Genomic DNA, 18,897 nt, shown 5'->3' on the forward strand with positions numbered 1-18,897 from the left:
ATTAAATAAATCTAAAATTGAATAAACTACGTATCTTTGAAAAGAATAAGCTCTTTCTCATTTGGGGTCATTAGCTTATATGTGGCAATTTGCTTTTAATTTAGAAATACTAAATAAAGCAGAAAAGTTTGTCAATTAAAAAACAAGTAGTACTTTTGCAGGAAATTATTTTTGGCTAATTATGTTTGCAGTTGTAAAAATCGCGGGTCAGCAATTCAAAGTACAAAAAGACCAGGAGATCTTTGTACAGCAGTTAACAGGTAATATCGGCGACAAAGTCGAGTTCTCTGATGTACTGCTGACAGATAACGCTGGCACGCTGACAATAGGTACTGATGTAAAATCAGTGGTTAAAGCAGAGATCCTGGGTCATGTTCAGGGTGATAAAGTAATCGCTTTCAAAATGAAGAGAAGAAAAGGCTTCAGAAAGAAAGTTGGTCACCGTACTCACTTTACTAAGATCAAGATCAGCGACATTGCTTAATTTTTTAAAAGTTAAAATTCTAAAATAGAATGGCACACAAAAAAGGTGAAGGCAGCGTAAAGAACGGCCGCGACTCCCAGAGCAAAAGACTGGGTGTAAAGATTTTCGGTGGACAAGCTGCTGTTGCCGGTAACATAATTATCCGCCAGAGAGGTACCGTATACCATCCTGGTACAAATGTAGGTGTTGGTAAAGATTTCACCATTTTTGCCACCAGCGACGGTGTAGTTGAGTTCCGTAAAGGACGTGAGAACAGAACCTACGTTTCCGTTAAAGCACTTGACGCCACCGCATAAGCGAAAGCTGTGCGGTGTTTGCCATAAAGTTTTTTTTAATACCCAATTATCATTTACTAACCCAAATTCAAAAAACAATGGCAACAATTAAAAAAGCTGCTAAAAAAGCAGCGCCTAAGAAAAAAGCTGCTGCTAAGAAAGCTGCTCCTAAAAAGAAAGCTGCTGCTAAGAAAGCCGCTCCTAAAAAGAAAGCTGCTGCTAAGAAAGCCGCTCCTAAAAAGAAAGCTGCTGCTAAGAAAGCCGCTCCTAAAAAGAAAGCTGCTGCTAAGAAAGCCGCTCCTAAAAAGAAAGCTGCTGCTAAGAAAGCTGCTCCTAAAAAGAAAGCCGCTGCTAAGAAAGCTGCTCCTAAAAAGAAAGCTGCTGCTAAGAAGAAACCTTCTGCACCATCAGCTCCTTCAGCACCTTCTAGTCCGGCAATGTAAGATCGGATTTACAACTTGTAGAATAAAAAATCCCGGCAAATGCCGGGATTTTTTTTATTTATGGATTTTAGAGCTGGTAAAATTCAAGGGTAGGTTGAATGACTGTTTTAATCAGCAGCTTACTGCCAGCTTTTATAGCTGGCAAAACTTCAGGACGGATTGGAATAACCGTTAGCCAGCGACTGCCCAGGCAGATCTTTATGCCGGATACACCCTAGAGGTGAACTTTAAAAGCTTAACCCATAGGCTTGATTAGTTTGATAACAGACCTGAAGATTTTAAAACGATGAGCCATAACCAGGCAGGCCCAATCCCACCCATCAAAATCTAAAATCGTAAATCCAAAATCGTAAATCTTCTTTAGCTTGCACTTATGGATAACTACACCATTGCCGATAACTTCTCCCTCCTCTCCAAACTGATGGACATCCATGGCGAGGATAGCTTTAAAGCAAAATCATTTGCCAGCGCTTCCTTTACAATAGAAAAGCTGCCGGCCCAGCTGAAAGAAACCGCGCCGGAAGACATTGCCCGCATTAAAGGCATTGGCAGCTCTACCAACAAAGCCATCCAGGAAATGCTGCAGACCGGGCATTTATCACTGCTGGAAAATTTTATTATCAAAACCCCGCCCGGCATACTGGAAATGCTGAAAATAAAAGGCCTGGGACCTAAAAAAATAGCCACCATCTGGAAAGAGCTGGAAGTAGAAACCTTAGGCGAGCTGTTATATGCCTGTGATGAAAACCGCCTGACCCTGCTGAAAGGTTTTGGACAAAAAACACAGGACAATGTGAAACAAAGCATTGAGTTCTACTTCTCCAACCGCGACCGCTTCCTGTATGCAGAAATAGCCACCATGGCACAGGAGCTGGAAAAAAGATTACAGCAAATGTTAGCTCCGGCCCTGGTATCGCTCACCGGGCAGGTACGGCGTACAGAAATAATTATTGACGAGGTTGAGCTGGTAGTAAGCGCGGCGCCCGCCATCATAGAACAGCAGCTAAGCGCCATTCCGGACTTTACACTGGTAGAAACCACAGACCACTCACAGCTATGGCAGCACCAACAGCATGTGAAAATGCGTATCTACTCCTGCCTGCCGGAAGACTTTGCAAAAACACTATTTATAACTACCGCAGATGCCGCTTTCCTGGAACATTTTGATGCAGACGGACAAGCAGCCGCCCTGCTGAATGGCGCCACTTCCGAAGCCGCTATTTTTGAAAAGGCAGGACTGGATATGATTGAGCCCTGTATGCGCAATGGCGGCCTGGCGTTGGACCTGGCCAAACGCAAACAGTTGCCCACGCTCATTTCCCCGGAAGATATTAAAGGCATTATCCACTCCCACAGCCAATGGAGCGATGGCGTAAATACCCTGGAAGAAATGGCCACTGCCGCCAAAGCACAGGGATTGGAATACCTGGTGATCAGCGACCACTCCCGCTCAGCTTTTTATGCCAACGGCTTAAGCATTGAACGCATACAGGCGCAACATCAGCAGATAGAGGAGCTGAATAAAACATTAGCGCCCTTTCGCATTTTTAAGAGCGTAGAAGCCGATATTTTATACGATGGCAGCCTGGACTATTCGGACGAAATACTGGCTACTTTTGACCTGGTAATAGCCTCTGTACACTCTATTCTGAAAATGACAGAGGAAAAAGCCATGGCCCGCTTATTAAAGGCTATTGAAAACCCTTACACCACCATATTAGGCCATATGACCGGCCGGCTGCTGCTTAGCCGCAACGGTTACCCCGTTGATCATCAGAAAATTATCGATGCCTGTGCCGCCAATAATGTAGTGATAGAGCTGAATGCACATCCCCGCCGCCTGGATATGGACTGGCAGTGGCTGCCCTATGCGCTGGAAAAAAATGTGCTCATCTCCATTGACCCGGATGCACACAGCATTGAAGGGTATAAAGATGTTTACTATGGTACCCTGGCCGCCCGCAAAGGTGGCCTCACCAAAGAAAAAAACCTGAGCAGCTTTAGCAGAACCGCGCTGGAAACCTTCTTGCAACAGCGCCGCGCCGCCCGGATTAATTAATAATGAATAATGAAGAATTAATAATTACGGACACAATTATCTGAAGTAAATGAACTTGCCAACGCCGCATACATGTTATTACGTGAAGATGCTGCATCCCCGATTATTAATCATTAATTTTTAATTCTTAATTACAAAATGAACTTACTGGTAAAAAGCGCTACCACAGCAGATATACCACTGATACAAGAACTGACTGAAAAAATATGGCGCCCAACTTACAAGGATATACTTACACCGGCGCAGATCGAATATATGCTGGATATGATGTACAGCACCCCGGCTTTAACCAAACAAATGACGGAGCTGCAGCATCATTTTCTTTTGCTGTATGATGATGCCACCCCTATTGGATTTGCCTCTTACAGTACCCTGGATACACCGGGTATTTATAAGCTGCATAAGATCTATGTGCATGGTAATTACCAGGGAAAAGGAGTAGGTAAATTCTTTATAAACACGGTTGCAGACCGCGTAAAAGCAGCCGGCGCACAGATCCTGGAGCTGGATGTGAACCGCGAGAACAAAGCCCGCTTCTTTTATGAGAAACAGGGATTCAGCATCCTTAAAAATAAAGATACCGATATCGGAAACGGATATTTGATGACAGATTATGTAATGCAGAAACCTTTATAAAACCCACGGGGCCATGGTCTGTAGAAGATGGTCAACAAAAAAGCATTTTACCAAAGAATACATTAACGAAGGCCGCGGACAGTGATCCATCGTCTGTGGTCCGTGGACTGTTTAAAAAGGCAGCCTGGTAAGAAATGCCAGGCTGATTCCCATGTTAACCATTAAAAAGACACAACTTCATTTTATGTTTTCGATGCTCTGTAAGTGTATCCGGTAATATTACTTCTATTACTATTTACGACAATTCTTCCCCGGCGGATTTAGCCGGAACCGCCTTTTTTCAAAAGGCCGCTTAAATTACTCTTTTAACAGCCGTTCATGCCCATAAAAAAGCCCGCACAGTTAGCTGTGCGGGACCTTTCAAAATAAACGGGTGTATTTGGTTAATAGAATTCCTTATTAGAAATAACGCGTTGATAATTCCTGCTCTTTAGACCAGTTAAAGCGGTAGTTGAGCATAATTTCATGCGAAACAGACTGTGCCCCTTTCAGGTTAGACGACATAGGCGTATCGTAGGAATAACCGAAAGAGAAATTAGGCGTAATCCGCACCTGTACCATACCAGTGATGGTTTTTTCAGAACGGTAAGATATACCTAACCATACCAGCTCCTTAATAAGCAGGCTGGTATTAAAATCAATTCCCAGGCCGCTGCCGCTTACTTTCCGCACCAGGATGTTGGGCTTTATTTTCACATTATCCCCCGCATCCATCAAATAACCCGCCTGAAGGTAGTAATGCGACTTATAAACGATCTTGTTAATCTTATTACCCATATCGAAACTCTGGAAGGTGGGCGATGAAAGGCCTACAAAAAATTTATCTGAATAGAACATCATTCCAAAACCCACTTCAGATTTCATGTAGCTGGCATTCTCGGCAAATATGGGATCGGTAGTAGTAAGCTGACTATTATTTTCCTTGAACTGCGACATACCCAGCTTGATACCAAGGGCTAAACGCAGGTTCTCATTCAGATTTATCTTCTGGGATACATGAAAGTTAAAGCCAGTGCGCGACTGCACCGTGATCTTTTCATTCATGGCAGAAAAACCCAGGCTGGTATTGGTTGTTTTAAACGGAGTATAAAAAGAAAGAGAGGCTGTTTTAGGCGCACCATCCACCCCTACCCACTGATTACGGCCTACCACCGTAAGGTTCACCGCATCGTCCATACTCATATAAGCCGGGTTTATTACCATCCCGTTCATCATATACTGGGAGTAAATAGGATCCTGCTGCGCCTGTGCCGGATGCCAGCAGCACCCCGCCAGCAGCAGCGCTGCCAGTAGTTTAAAAAGGTGCTTATGTAATTTCATGATCGCCATGTTCTCTGTTCTGACTATTTCCGCTTAATAACTATAAACCCTGCATACTGCTCCTTCTTACCCGTCTCATCATAGATATAAATGAGGTAGAAATAAGAGCCGTCCGTTACTTCCTTACCGCCGTTGTTTAAGCCTTTGAAGTTATTATCCTGGTTATTATAGTTGCTGGTTTTGTACACTGTACCACCCCAGCGGTTAAAGATCACCACTTCGTTCTTGGGGTATTTTTCAATGTTCTCTACATACATCGCATCATTACCCATACCATCAGCATTGGGTGATATTGCAGGATGCACGCGGATCTTACCCTTGTTATCATTTACCCAGCGGCCATCTGTGATCCAGCCTTCCACGCTGTCCGGTACCCCGTCGTTATCGGAATCCAGGTCCAGGTAGTTGGGAATACCATCATTGTCGGCATCATCATCTGTAGGATCATTATTACCGTTGCGGTCTTCCTTGCCATCCGGTACACCATCACCATCCGTATCGCAGGTGGGGCAGAACGGATCATCATTTATAATGATGCACACCGCGGAATCCGGCGTTCCTACAGTAGGCACATTCTGACCGGAGAATACGGAAGGCTGCAGCAGCTTAATGCTGAAAGAATCGTTCCGTTCAAATATATCGTCGCCTATAATGGAGATCGGGATATAGCCTATCAGCTGCCCGGGCTCTATTTCAATTGGTTTTACAATACTGTCATAATCCGTACCTGGTACTGCGGTACCAATAAAGGATACGCCGGCTGTTTTAGAGAACTGGTACGGCAGGGTCACCGGGCGGGATGCGGCGCGGCTCAGCTTCACTTCCACCATCAGGATGCTCTCACCTGGCTTGTTGCCTTCATTTACCATATACTGCGGCGCATTGAAAGAAAGGTCCAGCGGATCATTATCTTCCACGATCACATTTATCAGGCTGGCCAGTCCCGGTACATAATTCGGGATCAGGTTACCGGAAGGATCGGGCACGATCTGCAGATTTATAAATCCTTCATCATCATTCGTAGTATTATCAAAAGAGGTGATAGTAAATGTGTATTCCGTAGAACCGGCAGGTAGTATCACCGTAAGCGTATCACCGTTACCGTTCAGGGAGCCTACACTGGTGGTGATGGTTCTGGCGGCATCATGTATCACTTTCAGCGCTACCGGTATATCTTTGGTATTAATGCTGGGCGATTTAATGGTGATCTGCACCTGCTCCCCTTCTTTTACCGTAGCCGGTGTGGAGAACAGATCCAGCTTCATGGTATCATTATCAACAATAGGCACATCTATCTTAGAGCTGGCTGACAGCGGCCAGGTAATACCGGTCATAGTGCTGGTTACATTTGCCAGCTGAATATGTACAAACTCAGTATCCTCTACCAGCTTATCATCAATCGGTGTAATGTTCACGGCTACACCATTCTGGCCGGCAGGAATGGTTAAGGTTCCCGGCAGGGTCAGGTAGTCTGAACCGGCGGCGGCGGTGCCGCCTGCATTATAGCTCACCTGCACATCCCGCATTACCGTTAACTGTGGATCTGAGAAGCGGATGCGGAAGCTGCCCTTCGTGGAAGGTTCTGCAGCATTCCCTATCTTTTCTATCATCATGGCGCGGCCCGCTGCATTGTTCTCATCATCTTTCAGTGTCACTGTTTGCAGAGTAGCATCTACCGGGAAGGTAATAGTACCCATTTTGGCAGATACCAGCTGCAGTGTAACCGTTTCATCCCCTTCTACCAGCTTATCATCCGTTACATTCACAGGGATGGTTATACTATTGGTTCCGGCTTTTATAACAGCAGTGGCAGGCACTACTTTCCAGTCTGTTGAACTGGCCGTACCACCCAGGGTAAACGCTATATTCACATCTTTACCTGCCATTTGCGTGCTGGTAAGCTTAATTACAAACGCTCCATTGGTGGATGGTTCTGCGGCATCGGCCGTTTTAAGGGCCAGCACCTGCACCGGTGCTTCCGGTATAGTGATAACAGCCGGTGAGGTAACCGTGTAGGGAGCCGGTACTGTAGCTTTCAACTGCAGCTGTTCTGTACCCTCTACCAGGTTATCTGCCACCATATTCAGGGTAAGCTGCATTTGGTTGGTACCGGCAGGTAATACTACACTGGCAGGTACACCCGTATAGTCTGCAGCGCCTGCGCTGAAACTGGCATCCGGCGCAATGCCTATGGAAATATTAGTAGAGGCGGTAATAGCCGCTTTTACAAAACCTATTGTTACTTTGGCATTATTACCCTCATGCAGGGTAGTAGAATCTACCACTACTCTCAGCTGCAGGTTGGAAGGATCTTTACTGGTCACATCATCAATAAACACATCCAGGCTGTCAACGGTAAGACCCGTAAAGTCGGAGGCGGTACCTTTTAAACGGATCAGCTCCAGCGGTTCAATGATATTATCTGATATAGCCGATAACGTTATATCCTTAAAGTTCTGGCCCGGGCTGATGGTTACGGTTACGGGCAATCCGCTGTAATCCGTAACTGCAGCAGTAGAGGCGCTGCCGGCGGTCAGCGTTACCTTAAATGGTTTGTAAGGTGTAATACCAGGCGCCAGCGCTATCCGTACGGTGTAATTGCTGCCTTCTGCCACTTTATTACCGGCAGAATAAGGTTGCGGCTGCACGGTTATTTTCGGGTTGCTGCCATCTTTAATAGTAATGGTCAGATTGCTGCCTGTAAAACCAACAGCGCTTTGATTAATGATAATTGTTTCATCATCTTCCAGCAGGTTGTCGGTGCTGGCCAGTATCGCTGCAGGGAAGGTTACAGAACCCGTGCCCTGTTTAATGATCACGGTGGTGGGCAGGGTGGTATGTTCCCCGTCCAATGCGGTGGAAGCCGCATCCTTAGTGATCGTTACCGGAATATCGTAAGTGGTTTTCTTACCGGCCGGTAATGACAGGGTTACCAATGCACCTGTGGTGCTGCCTTCCGTAATGGTATTATTATCGGCCGTCATGGTAATAGGCATGCCGGCTACATAATCCAGGTCTTTAATAGTAACGCTGGCTGTGGTGAAGGTAATACCCGGCAGGTCGGCAGAAGCACCGTCCAGCACCAGGGTTTCATCCGGTTCCAGCAAGCCATCTGCGGTAATATTAATAGTACCGGTTACAGCAGGATTGCCTTTATCCAGCGGTGGTATAGTAGTAAAGGTATAATCCGCATCTACAGCAGTTGAACCGGTGCCGGTTTTAGGCGTAATATGAATAGGCACTTCCGTGGTAATGCCGGCGGGCAGGCTATACGTAACCGTATAACCGGTGCCTTCGTTCATTACGGCCTGTTGTGCGGCAATGGTTATTACCTTATTCACTGCATTATCGCCGGTGGCATCATCAATATCTGCACTGTCAGCAGCAACGGTTAAGCTGGGGATGTCGGAAGATGCGCCATCCAGCGTAAAGCTTTCGCTTTTTTCCAGTATCAGATCTGTTTGTGCAGTAATGAAACCAGGCACTGTTATTTCCCGCTGTCCGGCAGGAATGGTAATAGTGGTGGAGGCCAGCGTATAATCCGTAGCACTGGCTACAGAAGCAGTGTTATGCGTTAAGGTTACCACAATGGGCTTACCTGCAATTATATTATTTACAAAACCAACCTTCAGCGCGCTGTTATTGCCTTCCTTGATAGCGCTGCTGGCGATGCTGAGCTGCAGCTTGCGGTTGTTCGGATCAGCCCAGGTGGCGTCTTTAATGATGATAGTATAAGGTTTCACCGTAAAGTCGCTGGAGTTTCCATTCAGCGTCAGGCTTTCATCGCCTTCCAGCAGGTTATCTGTCAGTGCATTGATGGTGAAAGTAGCGCTGTTGGCGCCGGATGGTATTTTAAAGGTAGCATCCGGTAATGCGCTGATGTCGGCCGCGGTACCTTCGCCGGAAAGCGTAATGCTAAGCGGAATATCTGCACTGGCGGTAGTACCTGCGGGCAGGCTTACGGTAAAGGTAACCGCTGCGCCGCCTTCCGTCATCTCCGTTTGTCCGGCAGTAGGCTGTATCTGCAGCGCATTGGCGTCATCATCCAGTATTTGTATATCATACGGTGTAAAGTCGTATGGGCGCGACAGTACATCTGTAGCTGTAGCCGTTACATGTAATTTCTCAGTGCCTTCTGCCAGGTTATCATCTATTACAGTAAACGGTATGGTTACGGAATTGCCGCTGTTGATAGAGAATGCAGTGCTGGCAATGGTATAGTCAGATACGGATGCTGTAGACTGAGGATCAGCATGCATGGCCCCCAGCGTAATATTGATCGGTATATCGGTGGTTACCCCGGCTGGCAGGCTGAATTGCAGGCCGCCGTTGTAAGGCTCTGTTACGGTAATACCCGGCACCGGCCGCATGGTAATAACACGGTTGGCCGGATCATCGTAAGTACGGTCTTTAATATTTACGGAAGCGCTGGCCGTTTGCGGCAGGCCTAACACAGTAGCATCTGCCTGTACGTCCAGTGTTTCCAGGTATTCCAGTATCTTATCACTCTGCGCCTGGAAGGTAAAGGTAGCAGAGTTGGTGTTTTGCTTAATTACTACGCTGGCTGGCAATACCACATCAGAAGCCGAAGCGGTGGAAGTGGTTTTACGTGTAAGCGTAACAGTTATATCGGCAGCAGCCAGTACGCCGGAAGGCAGGCTTACTGTTGCACTGGCGTTTTGGCCTTCATCCACTTCTACCGGCATATTTAAGGTGATGCTCTTTGATTCATCATCCTTAATAGTATAGGTCAGCACATTCTTGGAAGTGTTCACCTTCACCAGGTTATTATTAACGCTGTTATCCAGCGTTAAGGTCATGGTGCGGTTATTCTGCAAATTAGTATTACCCAGTATCATCACACTGGTATCCACACTGATCAGCTGCCCGGTATTGTTATAGCTACCGGGAGGGATCATAATACCGCGCTTGCATTCATAGTCTACGCCCGCTATACCGGGGTTGGCGCCCGAGGGAGCCGCAATTACCGGTACATACAGCGGAGCTGTAACTACAATGGTTTGTGTATTACTACCGTTGTATACTTTTATTTTCAGGTTATCTGCACTATGCCGGATATCCCCTTCCATGCCGGAAGCGGTATCTTTTTCAAATGCAATAGTTAGCTGGCGGCTTACAGCAGGGGCTAAAGGGTCTAAACCGGTAACACCATCCAGATCCGTCATGGTGCTTCCATAACCGGACAGGATGCGGGCCGTATACACTTTTTCCGCGTTCACATTGCCGCCAAATACATCCCCCATATCTTTATGTACGAGGATACCATTCTCCGTTCCATCGTAGGTGTTATTATATATATTGGCCAGTATACAATTCTCCGGTATGTTGGCGGTCATGCCTGCAGCATCAGTTGCCATAAAAGACGTAAAACCGTCCTTCATGCGTAACACATGGGAACGGCCGGTAGGATAGCTGCCGCATGGATCATCGCGGTACACGCCTACTGTGCCGTAAGGGCCCGGGTAATCCGGACCCAGCCCTTTGGTACACACACTGTTGCCGCTCCAGTCGCCGGTGGTGGCATCCAGCACCGCGTGCTCTGCCAGGTATAAATTGGCGTGGGTGGTCAGCAGGTCAGTGATTGCGGCCACTGTATAATCCAGTATATAATAAGGAAGATCTTTTACATAGCTCAGGTTACAGATAATAGTGTGCTGCGCTACACCTCTGTAATCGCCCACATTACCTACCATTTGCACACGCCATGGAGAGGCGGCAGTACCTAAACCGGACAAAGGAGAAATAAACCCCCAGGTGACCTGCTTTATCTGGCGGGGATCACTGGTAAACGTTTGGTTCATACCTATGAACGTAGCAATGCCCCGGGGATCATCGGTGCCTTCATAGGTTTGGCTCATACCCAGGCGGTATACCCGGAATGAGCCATCTGCAAGCACTTCGATCTTTAAACCCGGATCGGCAATAGTACCCCCCGTTTCATTAATAGTTTCAATTACCTGGGCGCTTACTGGGCTGCCGGCTAATAGCAAAAGGGCACCTACCAGCAGTTTTCGCAGCAGCCATTGTACGGCTTTAGCGCAAACCACCCGGGTATTGCTTTTCATTGTATAGGACAGCACTAACATAAGGCATGTAAATTTCTAATCATCCATCTTATTTTAAATCCAACAGATATAGCGGCGCAATGAAACCAATCTTTCATATAACCCCTGTTAGCGTACATGTCATATTTGCTGTATGGGTTGGCCCTTGTCCCGCCATTATTGGCGTACAAGCCTTATATATCAACATCTTAGCTTACAGTCGTAGGTTGGATGTGCCGATAGATAGGGCTTCTGTCATATTAAATTCATATCAAATTTATATAAAATAAATATATCAAAACAATTAAATTTAATTTTTCCACACTGTGTTAACAACCATGGGGATAACCGTACAGCCCGGAATGCAGCCCCAGACTTTATTTGTGCTAGAATTTTTTACGGGTAAAATGTGGAAAACCTGGGGTAAATGGAACAAATTACTATTGACAGACAGTATTATGGATTTTTCTACTGAGCATTACGCTATAAAATAAATTAACGGTAGATTTGCCCAAAATCGTAAAAGCATGTCAACAATCGCTAAATCCAACATTGACTTTAGCCTTCAGTATAAGGTAAAAGATATGTCTTTGGCCGAATGGGGTCGGAAGGAAATTGAGCTGGCAGAAGCCGAAATGCCCGGCCTTATGTCTTTGAGAGAAGAATATGGCGCTTCCAAGCCCCTGAAAGGCGCCCGCATAGCAGGCTGCCTGCACATGACCATACAAACGGCCGTGCTCATTGAAACCCTGGTACACCTGGGTGCAGAAGTTCGCTGGAGCTCCTGCAACATCTTTTCCACACAGGACCATGCCGCTGCTGCTATTGCCGCTGCCGGTATCCCGGTTTTTGCCTGGAAAGGTATGAACGCTGAAGAATTTGACTGGTGTATAGAACAAACCCTGTTCTTTGGCAGCGCCGACCGTCCTTTGAACATGATCCTGGACGACGGTGGTGACCTGACCAACATGGTGCTGGACACTTACACTGAACTGATACAGCATATTAAAGGATTAAGCGAAGAAACCACTACCGGTGTTCACCGCTTATACGACCGTATGAAGAACGGTACCCTGCCCTTACCTGCTATCAACATCAACGATTCTGTTACCAAATCCAAATTTGATAACAAATACGGTTGCCGCGAATCCTGTGTGGATGCTATCCGCCGTGCTACCGATGTTATGATTGCCGGTAAAGTAGCGGTAGTTGCTGGTTTTGGCGATGTAGGCAAAGGTTCTGCCGAATCCCTGAGAGGCGCCGGCGCCCGTGTGATCGTTACTGAAATTGACCCCATCTGCGCCCTGCAGGCTGCTATGGAAGGTTATGAAGTAAAGAAAATGGCTGATGCCGTTAAAGAAGCTGATATTATTGTAACCACTACCGGTTGCCGCGATATTATCACCGGTGAGCACTTTAAAGCCATGAAAGACAAATGCATCGTTTCCAATATCGGCCACTTTGATATTGAGATAGATGTTGCCTGGCTGAACAAGAACTACGGTAAAACCAAAGTTGAGATCAAACCGCAGGTAGATAAATATACCATTGATGGTAAAGACATCATCCTGCTGGCAGAAGGCCGCCTGGTGAACCTGGGTTGCGCTACTGGCCACCCTTCTTTTGTAATGAGCAACTCCTTTACCAACCAGGTACTGGCCCAGCTGGAATTGTGGCTGAACAATGATCAGTACGAAAATAAAGTATACGTGCTGCCCAAACACCTGGATGAGAAAGTTGCCCGCCTGCACCTGAAAAAAGTGGGTGTGGAGCTGGATGTACTGACCAGTGCCCAGTCTGAATACCTGGGTATTCCTGCAGCAGGTCCTTACAAACCTGATTACTACAGGTACTAAGTTTTTTATAAGGAAAAGGGAATAATTTAACAGCAATAGTGAAGGTCATGTTCCGTTTGGAACGCAGCCTTCACTATTCTGCTTTATAGCTGTTTAATTATCCATTGTTATTTACCTTTGCGCCATGACCAAATTAAGCGTTAACATTAACAAGTTTGCCACCCTGCGTAATGCGCGCGGCGGCAATATGCCCGATCTATTAAAAGTAGCCCAGGACTGTGAGCGTTTTGGTGCAGAAGGTATAACCGTACACCCCCGCCCCGACCAGCGGCACATCCGCTACCAGGATGTATGGGACCTGAAACCACTGGTTACCACCGAGTTTAATATAGAAGGCTACCCATCCCGGGAATTTATGGAGCTGGTGCTGGCTGTAAAACCACACCAATGCACGCTGGTACCCGACCCGCCGGATGCCATTACCTCCAACACCGGCTGGGATACGGATAAACACCAGGCTTTCCTGAAAGACGTAATAGGCCAGTTAAAAAAAGCCGGCATCCGCGTATCTATTTTCCTGAATGCACAGGTTGATAAAGTAGCAGGCGCCAAAAGCGCCGGCGCCGACCGTATTGAGCTGTACACCGGCCCTTATGCGGAAGAATATGCAAATGCTTATACCCAGCCGCAAAATCTGCAGCTGTTCAACGATTATAAGCATACCGCCCGGGAAGCAGTAGCCCTTGGCCTGGAGCTAAATGCCGGCCATGACCTGAACCTGGATAACCTGCGCTTTTTTAAGCTGCATATTCCCCAGTTAAAAGAAGTGTCTATCGGGCATGCCCTGGTGTGTGATGCGCTGTACCTGGGGCTGGAAAATACCATACAGCTGTATAAGAGGCAGCTGATGGATTAGGATTAATTACGAATTGTCAATTACGAATTACGAATTGAGTACATCATAAACTAAAAGGCCTGCATTTAAACGCAGGCCTTTTGACTTATGTTCACATTTCTTAATTCACATCCTCACCAATTATCCGCTGCATTCCAATTCGTAATTCGTAATTGACAATTCCTAATTCTTACCCAATATTCCCCACTGCGGTAAAGGGAAGTTAATACCTAACTGGTTAAAGGCGGCTGCGCGCTGGTACCAGGAGCGGGCATACCGCAGCTGGATCTTTTTGGTAACAATACCGATGCCTGCGCCAAACCCGCCCAGGCCCTGCTGCCCGGATACAGCCAGCTCCTGCCGGCGTAAATGGTTGTAAGATACGGTCAGCTCTACATACCGCCCGATCTCCCATTGGGCGGCCAGCACTACATGGCGGAACAGCTTATCAAATGTTTTGCTGCCGGTACCGGTCGTATCCCCGTTTGAAACCAGCCCTTCATCTTCCAGCGCAGGATCCGCATAACGGATATCAAACTGGTATAAGTGATGCAGGGTAGCGGAGAGCTGTAACGGTAAATGCTGCAGGCGTTTGGAAATACCTATCTGCAGATCAAAGGGTAAGGGTTCTTTATTATCATTCACATAGCTGCTTAGCTGAGCGCCCATATTGCGGGCTACCAGCCCTATTTGCAGCTGCCGGGCGGTGTCCTGGTAAGTAATACCCACATCTGCCGCCAAACCGCTGGAACCATATTGCTGATAACGGGAATGGATATACTTTAAATTGATGCCATAATGCCAGCGCTCCAGATACTGGCGGCTGGCTGATAGCTGCCATGCAATATCCCGCGGTTTAAAAGTGCCCTGCACATTGCCCGCGGCATCTGTTTGCGTAAGCGTACCATAATGTACATATTGCACGCTGCCGGCAAAAGTGGTTTGCAGCTTTTCCGCATAATACCCCAGCATGGCATGGCCATAATTCACATCTGCAAAATAGCTGGTATAGTTCACCTGTAAATGACTGTGCATGGAAGGCCGCAGCAATGCGGGATTTACCAGCGTAAGGGAAAGATCATTATTCTGCTGGCTTACATTCATGCTACCCAGGGCGGTAAGCTGTGGAGCAGCTGGCAGATCCAGGAAAGGGAAAACGCTTTTACCCCCCAGCACCTGCGCAAAACCCAGGGAAGAGATACATAGGATACTGAGAATGAGGAAAGAAGCGCGGCGTAACATTAAGACACAAATTAGGAATAATTACGAATTGTCAATTACGAATTACGAATTAAAATGCAGCGGATGATTGGTGGGGGTGAAACAAAATACTCTATAAACCAAAAGACCTGCGTTTAAATACAGGCCTTTTAGTTTATGATGTACTCAATTCGTAATTCGTAATTGGCAATTCGTAATTAAAAAAGCCTGCGTTTAAATGCAGGCTTTTTAGTTATGAAGTACTTAATTCATAATTGAACAATTCGTAATTACTTCTTCAGCAGCGCTATATCCAGCACCTGCGTCATTTCTTTTACAAAATGGAACTTCAGGCCTTTGATATAGTCCGGGTTAATGTCTTTAATATCTTTTTCATTCTGCCAGCAAAGCAATATTTCCTTAATACCGGCGCGTTTGGCAGCCAGTATTTTTTCCTTGATGCCACCTACCGGTAATACCTGTCCGCGCAGGGTTATTTCACCCGTCATAGCCAGGTAAGGTTTTACCTTACGGCCGGTGTAGGCAGAAGATAATGCGGTTAGCATGGTTACGCCTGCACTGGGCCCGTCTTTAGGCACAGCGCCTTCCGGTACGTGCACATGCACATTTTTATGAGCAAATACTTTTGGGTCTATCTTATAATCTGAAGCATTGGCCTGCAGATAGCTCAGCGCAGTGGATGCAGATTCCTTCATCACATTCCCTAAATTACCCGTCAGCTTTAATTCGCCCTTACCTTCACTAAGGCTGGTTTCTATAAACAGTATATCGCCGCCTACATAGGTCCAGGCCAGGCCTACAGCCACACCGGGCGGGTTCCCTACCTTATACAGCTCGTTGGAGTAGCGGGATTTGCCCAGGATCTTAGCCAGCATTTCTTCGGTAAGCGTATCGGGCAGCTTTTCATCCAGCGCTACATTCTTAGCCAGGGAGCGCATTACAGATGCCAGTAAACGATCCAGCTCACGTACCCCGCTTTCCCGGGTATATTCCTGTACCATTTTGGTAAGCACCTGGCCGGGGAATTTGATCTTCACATCCTTTAGGCCATGCATTTCCCGCTGTTTGGGTACCAGATGGCGTTTGGCTATTTCCACCTTTTCCTCTATTGAATACCCGCTCAGGTCAATGATCTCCAAACGGTCACGTAGGGCGGGATTTATAGCCGCAATATTATTGGCGGTAGCAATGAACAATACTTTGCTCAGGTCATATTCCAGCTCCAGGTAATTGTCGTAAAAAGTGCTGTTCTGCTCAGGGTCCAGCACTTCCAGTAAAGCGGAGCTGGGATCGCCACGGAAATCGTTGCCTATCTTATCTATCTCATCCAGGATCATTACTGGGTTGGAGGATCTTGTTTTGCGGATGGATTGCAGAATGCGGCCGGGCATAGCGCCAATATAGGTTTTGCGGTGGCCACGGATCTCGCTTTCATCATGTAAACCACCTAAGCTTAAACGTACATATTTACGGCCAATGGCATTGGCAATGGAACGGCCTAAAGATGTTTTACCAATACCCGGAGGACCTACAAAACACAGGATGGGCGATTTCATATCCCCCTTTAGCTTCAGTACGGCCAGGTATTCAAGGATGCGCTCCTTGATCTTATCCATACCGTAATGGTCGTTATCCAGTACTTTCTGCGCTTTCTTCAGGTCGTAGCTATCCAGGGTGTACTCCTGCCAGGGAAGGTCCAGCATAAGGTCCAGGTGGTTGTACACCACGCTGTAATCCGGGGTGCTGGGATGCATGCGCTCCAGCTTTTCCACTCCTTTACGGAACAGGTCTGCGGCGGCTTCTGTCCACTTTTTCTGTTCTGCTTTACGCTGCATTTCCCGGATCTCACGGTCATTAGTATCTCCGCCCAATTCCTCTTTAATGGATTTCAGCTGCTGTTGCAGGAAGTATTCCCGCTGCTGCTTATCCAGGTCGGCCTTGGTTTTGTTGGTGATCTTATTTTTCAGCTCTGCCAGCTGCAGCTCTACCTGCAACAGTTTCAGCAGGGTTTCTGCCCGGGTGCGCAGGTTGTTGATCTCCAGCAGCTCCTGTTTATCTTTTAATTCACTGTTCAGGTTAGAGGAAACAAAATGCACCAGGAAGGCGGCATTTTCAATATTCTTCAGGATTACGCTGGCTTCAGACGGTAAGTTGGGCGATAGCTGAATGATCTGCCCGGCCAGGTCCTTAATGGATGAAATGTAGGCGTCAAACTCTGCATCATCCTCCCCTACTTCATCATTTAATATGGTAATGTTGGCTTTGAAATACGGATCTTCCGTTGTAATGGCATCTATCTTAAAACGCTTGCGCCCCTGTATAATGATGGTGGTGCCACCGTCCGGCATTTTAATGAGCTTTACAATGCGGGCTACAGTACCTACGCTGGCCAGATCGGCAATAATAGGATCTTCTACCGTACTGTCTTTTTGCGCTACCACACCAATCAATTTGTCAGTCCGGTACGCATCATTCACTGCCTTTATGGATTTGTCCCTACCCACGGTAATGGGCAATACCACACCGGGAAACAGCACTGTATTTCTTAATGGTAATATGGAAAGTTCATCGGGTATTTTATCATCTTCCTGACCATCAACATCCTCGTTCAAAGGGATAATAGGCATAAACTCCATCTCCTCTTCCGGATTCGCTAAATAAAATCTATTCATCGCAATAGTTTAATTCCATGTGAAGGTAGACAATTTGTCAGCCCAAAGGCGCTGTTACCCTCTATTTTTAGTATTATACTATATGGGTCAAGGATAATGCCACATAAATTAAGTACGAATTGGTCAATTACAAATTACGAATTGGAATGCAGCGGATGGAGTGTTAATTACTGAGTAAATGATATATAAAACCAAAAGGCCTGCATTTTAAATGCAGACCTTTTAAATATGAAGTACGTAATTCGTAATTACAACGTTACGCCTACACCCAGCTGAATAGACTGATTTTTCCAGTTGCTGGTGTTGGCTACATCGCCTGCATTTTTCACGTCGGTAAAACCAATGATGTAACGGGCGCTGATGTTCACAATAGGCAGCTGTATCCATAAGCCGGCTACACCTGCTACGTCGCTGCCTTTAAAGGCATCTTTGGTTCCTTCCAGGGCATTCTTGCCACCCAGCAATGCGCTGAACTGGGGACCTACCTGCAGCTTCAAACGGGGAGTACCTAAATTGAAGTTAGCCAGGATGGGAATGCTTAAATAATTTAAGCTGATCTTTTTGTTGTCGTTGGACGGATCGTTCAGGTTATCTGTATTGTAGATCTCACTGAAATTATCCGTTGTTTTTGTTTTGGTGGAAGAGAAGATCAATTCACCCTGTACACCAAAACCTTTTACTAGGTTTACCTGCGCAAAACCGCCCAGGTGATAACCCAGCTTAAATCCGTCATTGTAACCAGTACCATCCAGCTTACCAAGGTTTGCACCTCCTTTAAACCCAAAGCGTAATAGTCTGTCCTGAGCATGGGCGGTAGAAAATGTAAAAGCAGTTACGACAAGTACTGCCACCGCAAGAATCAGTTTTTTCATGTGCAGTTGTTTTGATTTGATGGTGTTTTTCTATTGATATGACTTCTGCTTAATAGACGGAATCTGTTTCCTTTTCCCCTACATAGCATTGTTATTTTTTTGTAGTAGCAAAATCTATGCTATGTTTCTTAAACATTCATAAACTGTGCTCAACACAAT

At 46.5% G+C, this 18,897-nt stretch carries 12 protein-coding genes; 7 read left to right on the top strand and 5 right to left on the bottom strand.

Annotated features, from left to right (window positions below; translation table 11 throughout):
- Positions 1-181: 181 nt before the first annotated feature.
- From rplU to BMZ54_RS15660, 5 genes are all read left to right on the top strand, one after another.
- The gene (gene rplU / locus BMZ54_RS15640) at positions 182-484 is read left to right on the top strand and encodes a 50S ribosomal protein L21 (RefSeq protein ID WP_089913399.1); all 303 of its coding nucleotides are present in this window, start codon (positions 182-184) and stop codon (positions 482-484) included.
- Between the two features lie 29 nt (positions 485-513).
- A complete protein-coding gene (gene rpmA / locus BMZ54_RS15645) occupies positions 514-780 on the top strand; it encodes a 50S ribosomal protein L27 (RefSeq protein ID WP_089913402.1) in 267 nt (88 codons plus the stop codon).
- A 14-nt stretch (positions 781-794) separates the two neighbouring features.
- Positions 795-1,202 carry a hypothetical protein gene (locus BMZ54_RS15650; protein ID WP_202909258.1) on the top strand — a complete coding sequence of 136 codons (408 nt, stop codon included), beginning with the start codon at positions 795-797 and terminating at the stop codon, positions 1,200-1,202.
- A gap of 373 nt (positions 1,203-1,575) precedes the next feature.
- Positions 1,576-3,261, top strand: a complete 1,686-nt coding sequence (locus BMZ54_RS15655) for a DNA polymerase/3'-5' exonuclease PolX (RefSeq protein WP_089913407.1) — start codon at positions 1,576-1,578, stop codon at positions 3,259-3,261.
- Between the two features lie 138 nt (positions 3,262-3,399).
- Positions 3,400-3,897 (top strand): GNAT family N-acetyltransferase, encoded by a 498-nt coding sequence (locus BMZ54_RS15660; protein WP_089913410.1) that lies wholly within the window; start codon positions 3,400-3,402, stop codon positions 3,895-3,897.
- 399 nt (positions 3,898-4,296) lie between these two features.
- Here the strand turns inward: BMZ54_RS15660 and BMZ54_RS15665 are convergent, their stop codons facing one another.
- Positions 4,297-5,217, bottom strand: a complete 921-nt coding sequence (locus tag BMZ54_RS15665) for a PorP/SprF family type IX secretion system membrane protein (protein ID WP_162277556.1) — start codon at positions 5,215-5,217, stop codon at positions 4,297-4,299.
- Positions 5,218-5,240: 23 nt separating this feature from the next.
- Positions 5,241-11,303 (bottom strand): Calx-beta domain-containing protein, encoded by a 6,063-nt coding sequence (locus BMZ54_RS15670; protein WP_202909259.1) that lies wholly within the window; start codon positions 11,301-11,303, stop codon positions 5,241-5,243.
- A 506-nt stretch (positions 11,304-11,809) separates the two neighbouring features.
- Between BMZ54_RS15670 and ahcY the strand changes: the two genes are divergently transcribed.
- A complete protein-coding gene (gene ahcY, locus BMZ54_RS15675; RefSeq protein ID WP_089913418.1) occupies positions 11,810-13,138 on the top strand; it encodes an adenosylhomocysteinase in 1,329 nt (442 codons plus the stop codon).
- A 124-nt stretch (positions 13,139-13,262) separates the two neighbouring features.
- Positions 13,263-13,994 (top strand): pyridoxine 5'-phosphate synthase, encoded by a 732-nt coding sequence (locus BMZ54_RS15680; RefSeq protein WP_089913422.1) that lies wholly within the window; start codon positions 13,263-13,265, stop codon positions 13,992-13,994.
- A gap of 162 nt (positions 13,995-14,156) precedes the next feature.
- On the opposite strand, the gene porQ is transcribed toward BMZ54_RS15680, so the two are convergent.
- From porQ to BMZ54_RS15695, 3 genes are all read right to left on the bottom strand, one after another.
- Entirely contained in the window at positions 14,157-15,215 is a 1,059-nt protein-coding gene (gene porQ / locus BMZ54_RS15685) for a type IX secretion system protein PorQ (protein ID WP_089913425.1), read from the bottom strand.
- 248 nt (positions 15,216-15,463) lie between these two features.
- Entirely contained in the window at positions 15,464-17,866 is a 2,403-nt protein-coding gene (gene lon / locus BMZ54_RS15690) for an endopeptidase La (RefSeq protein WP_089913428.1), read from the bottom strand.
- Between the two features lie 248 nt (positions 17,867-18,114).
- Positions 18,115-18,738 carry a porin family protein gene (locus BMZ54_RS15695; RefSeq protein WP_089913430.1) on the bottom strand — a complete coding sequence of 208 codons (624 nt, stop codon included), beginning with the start codon at positions 18,736-18,738 and terminating at the stop codon, positions 18,115-18,117.
- Positions 18,739-18,897: the final 159 nt, after the last annotated feature.

Source organism: Chitinophaga rupis (assembly GCF_900109685.1).
Lineage (GTDB): Bacteria > Bacteroidota > Bacteroidia > Chitinophagales > Chitinophagaceae > Chitinophaga > Chitinophaga rupis.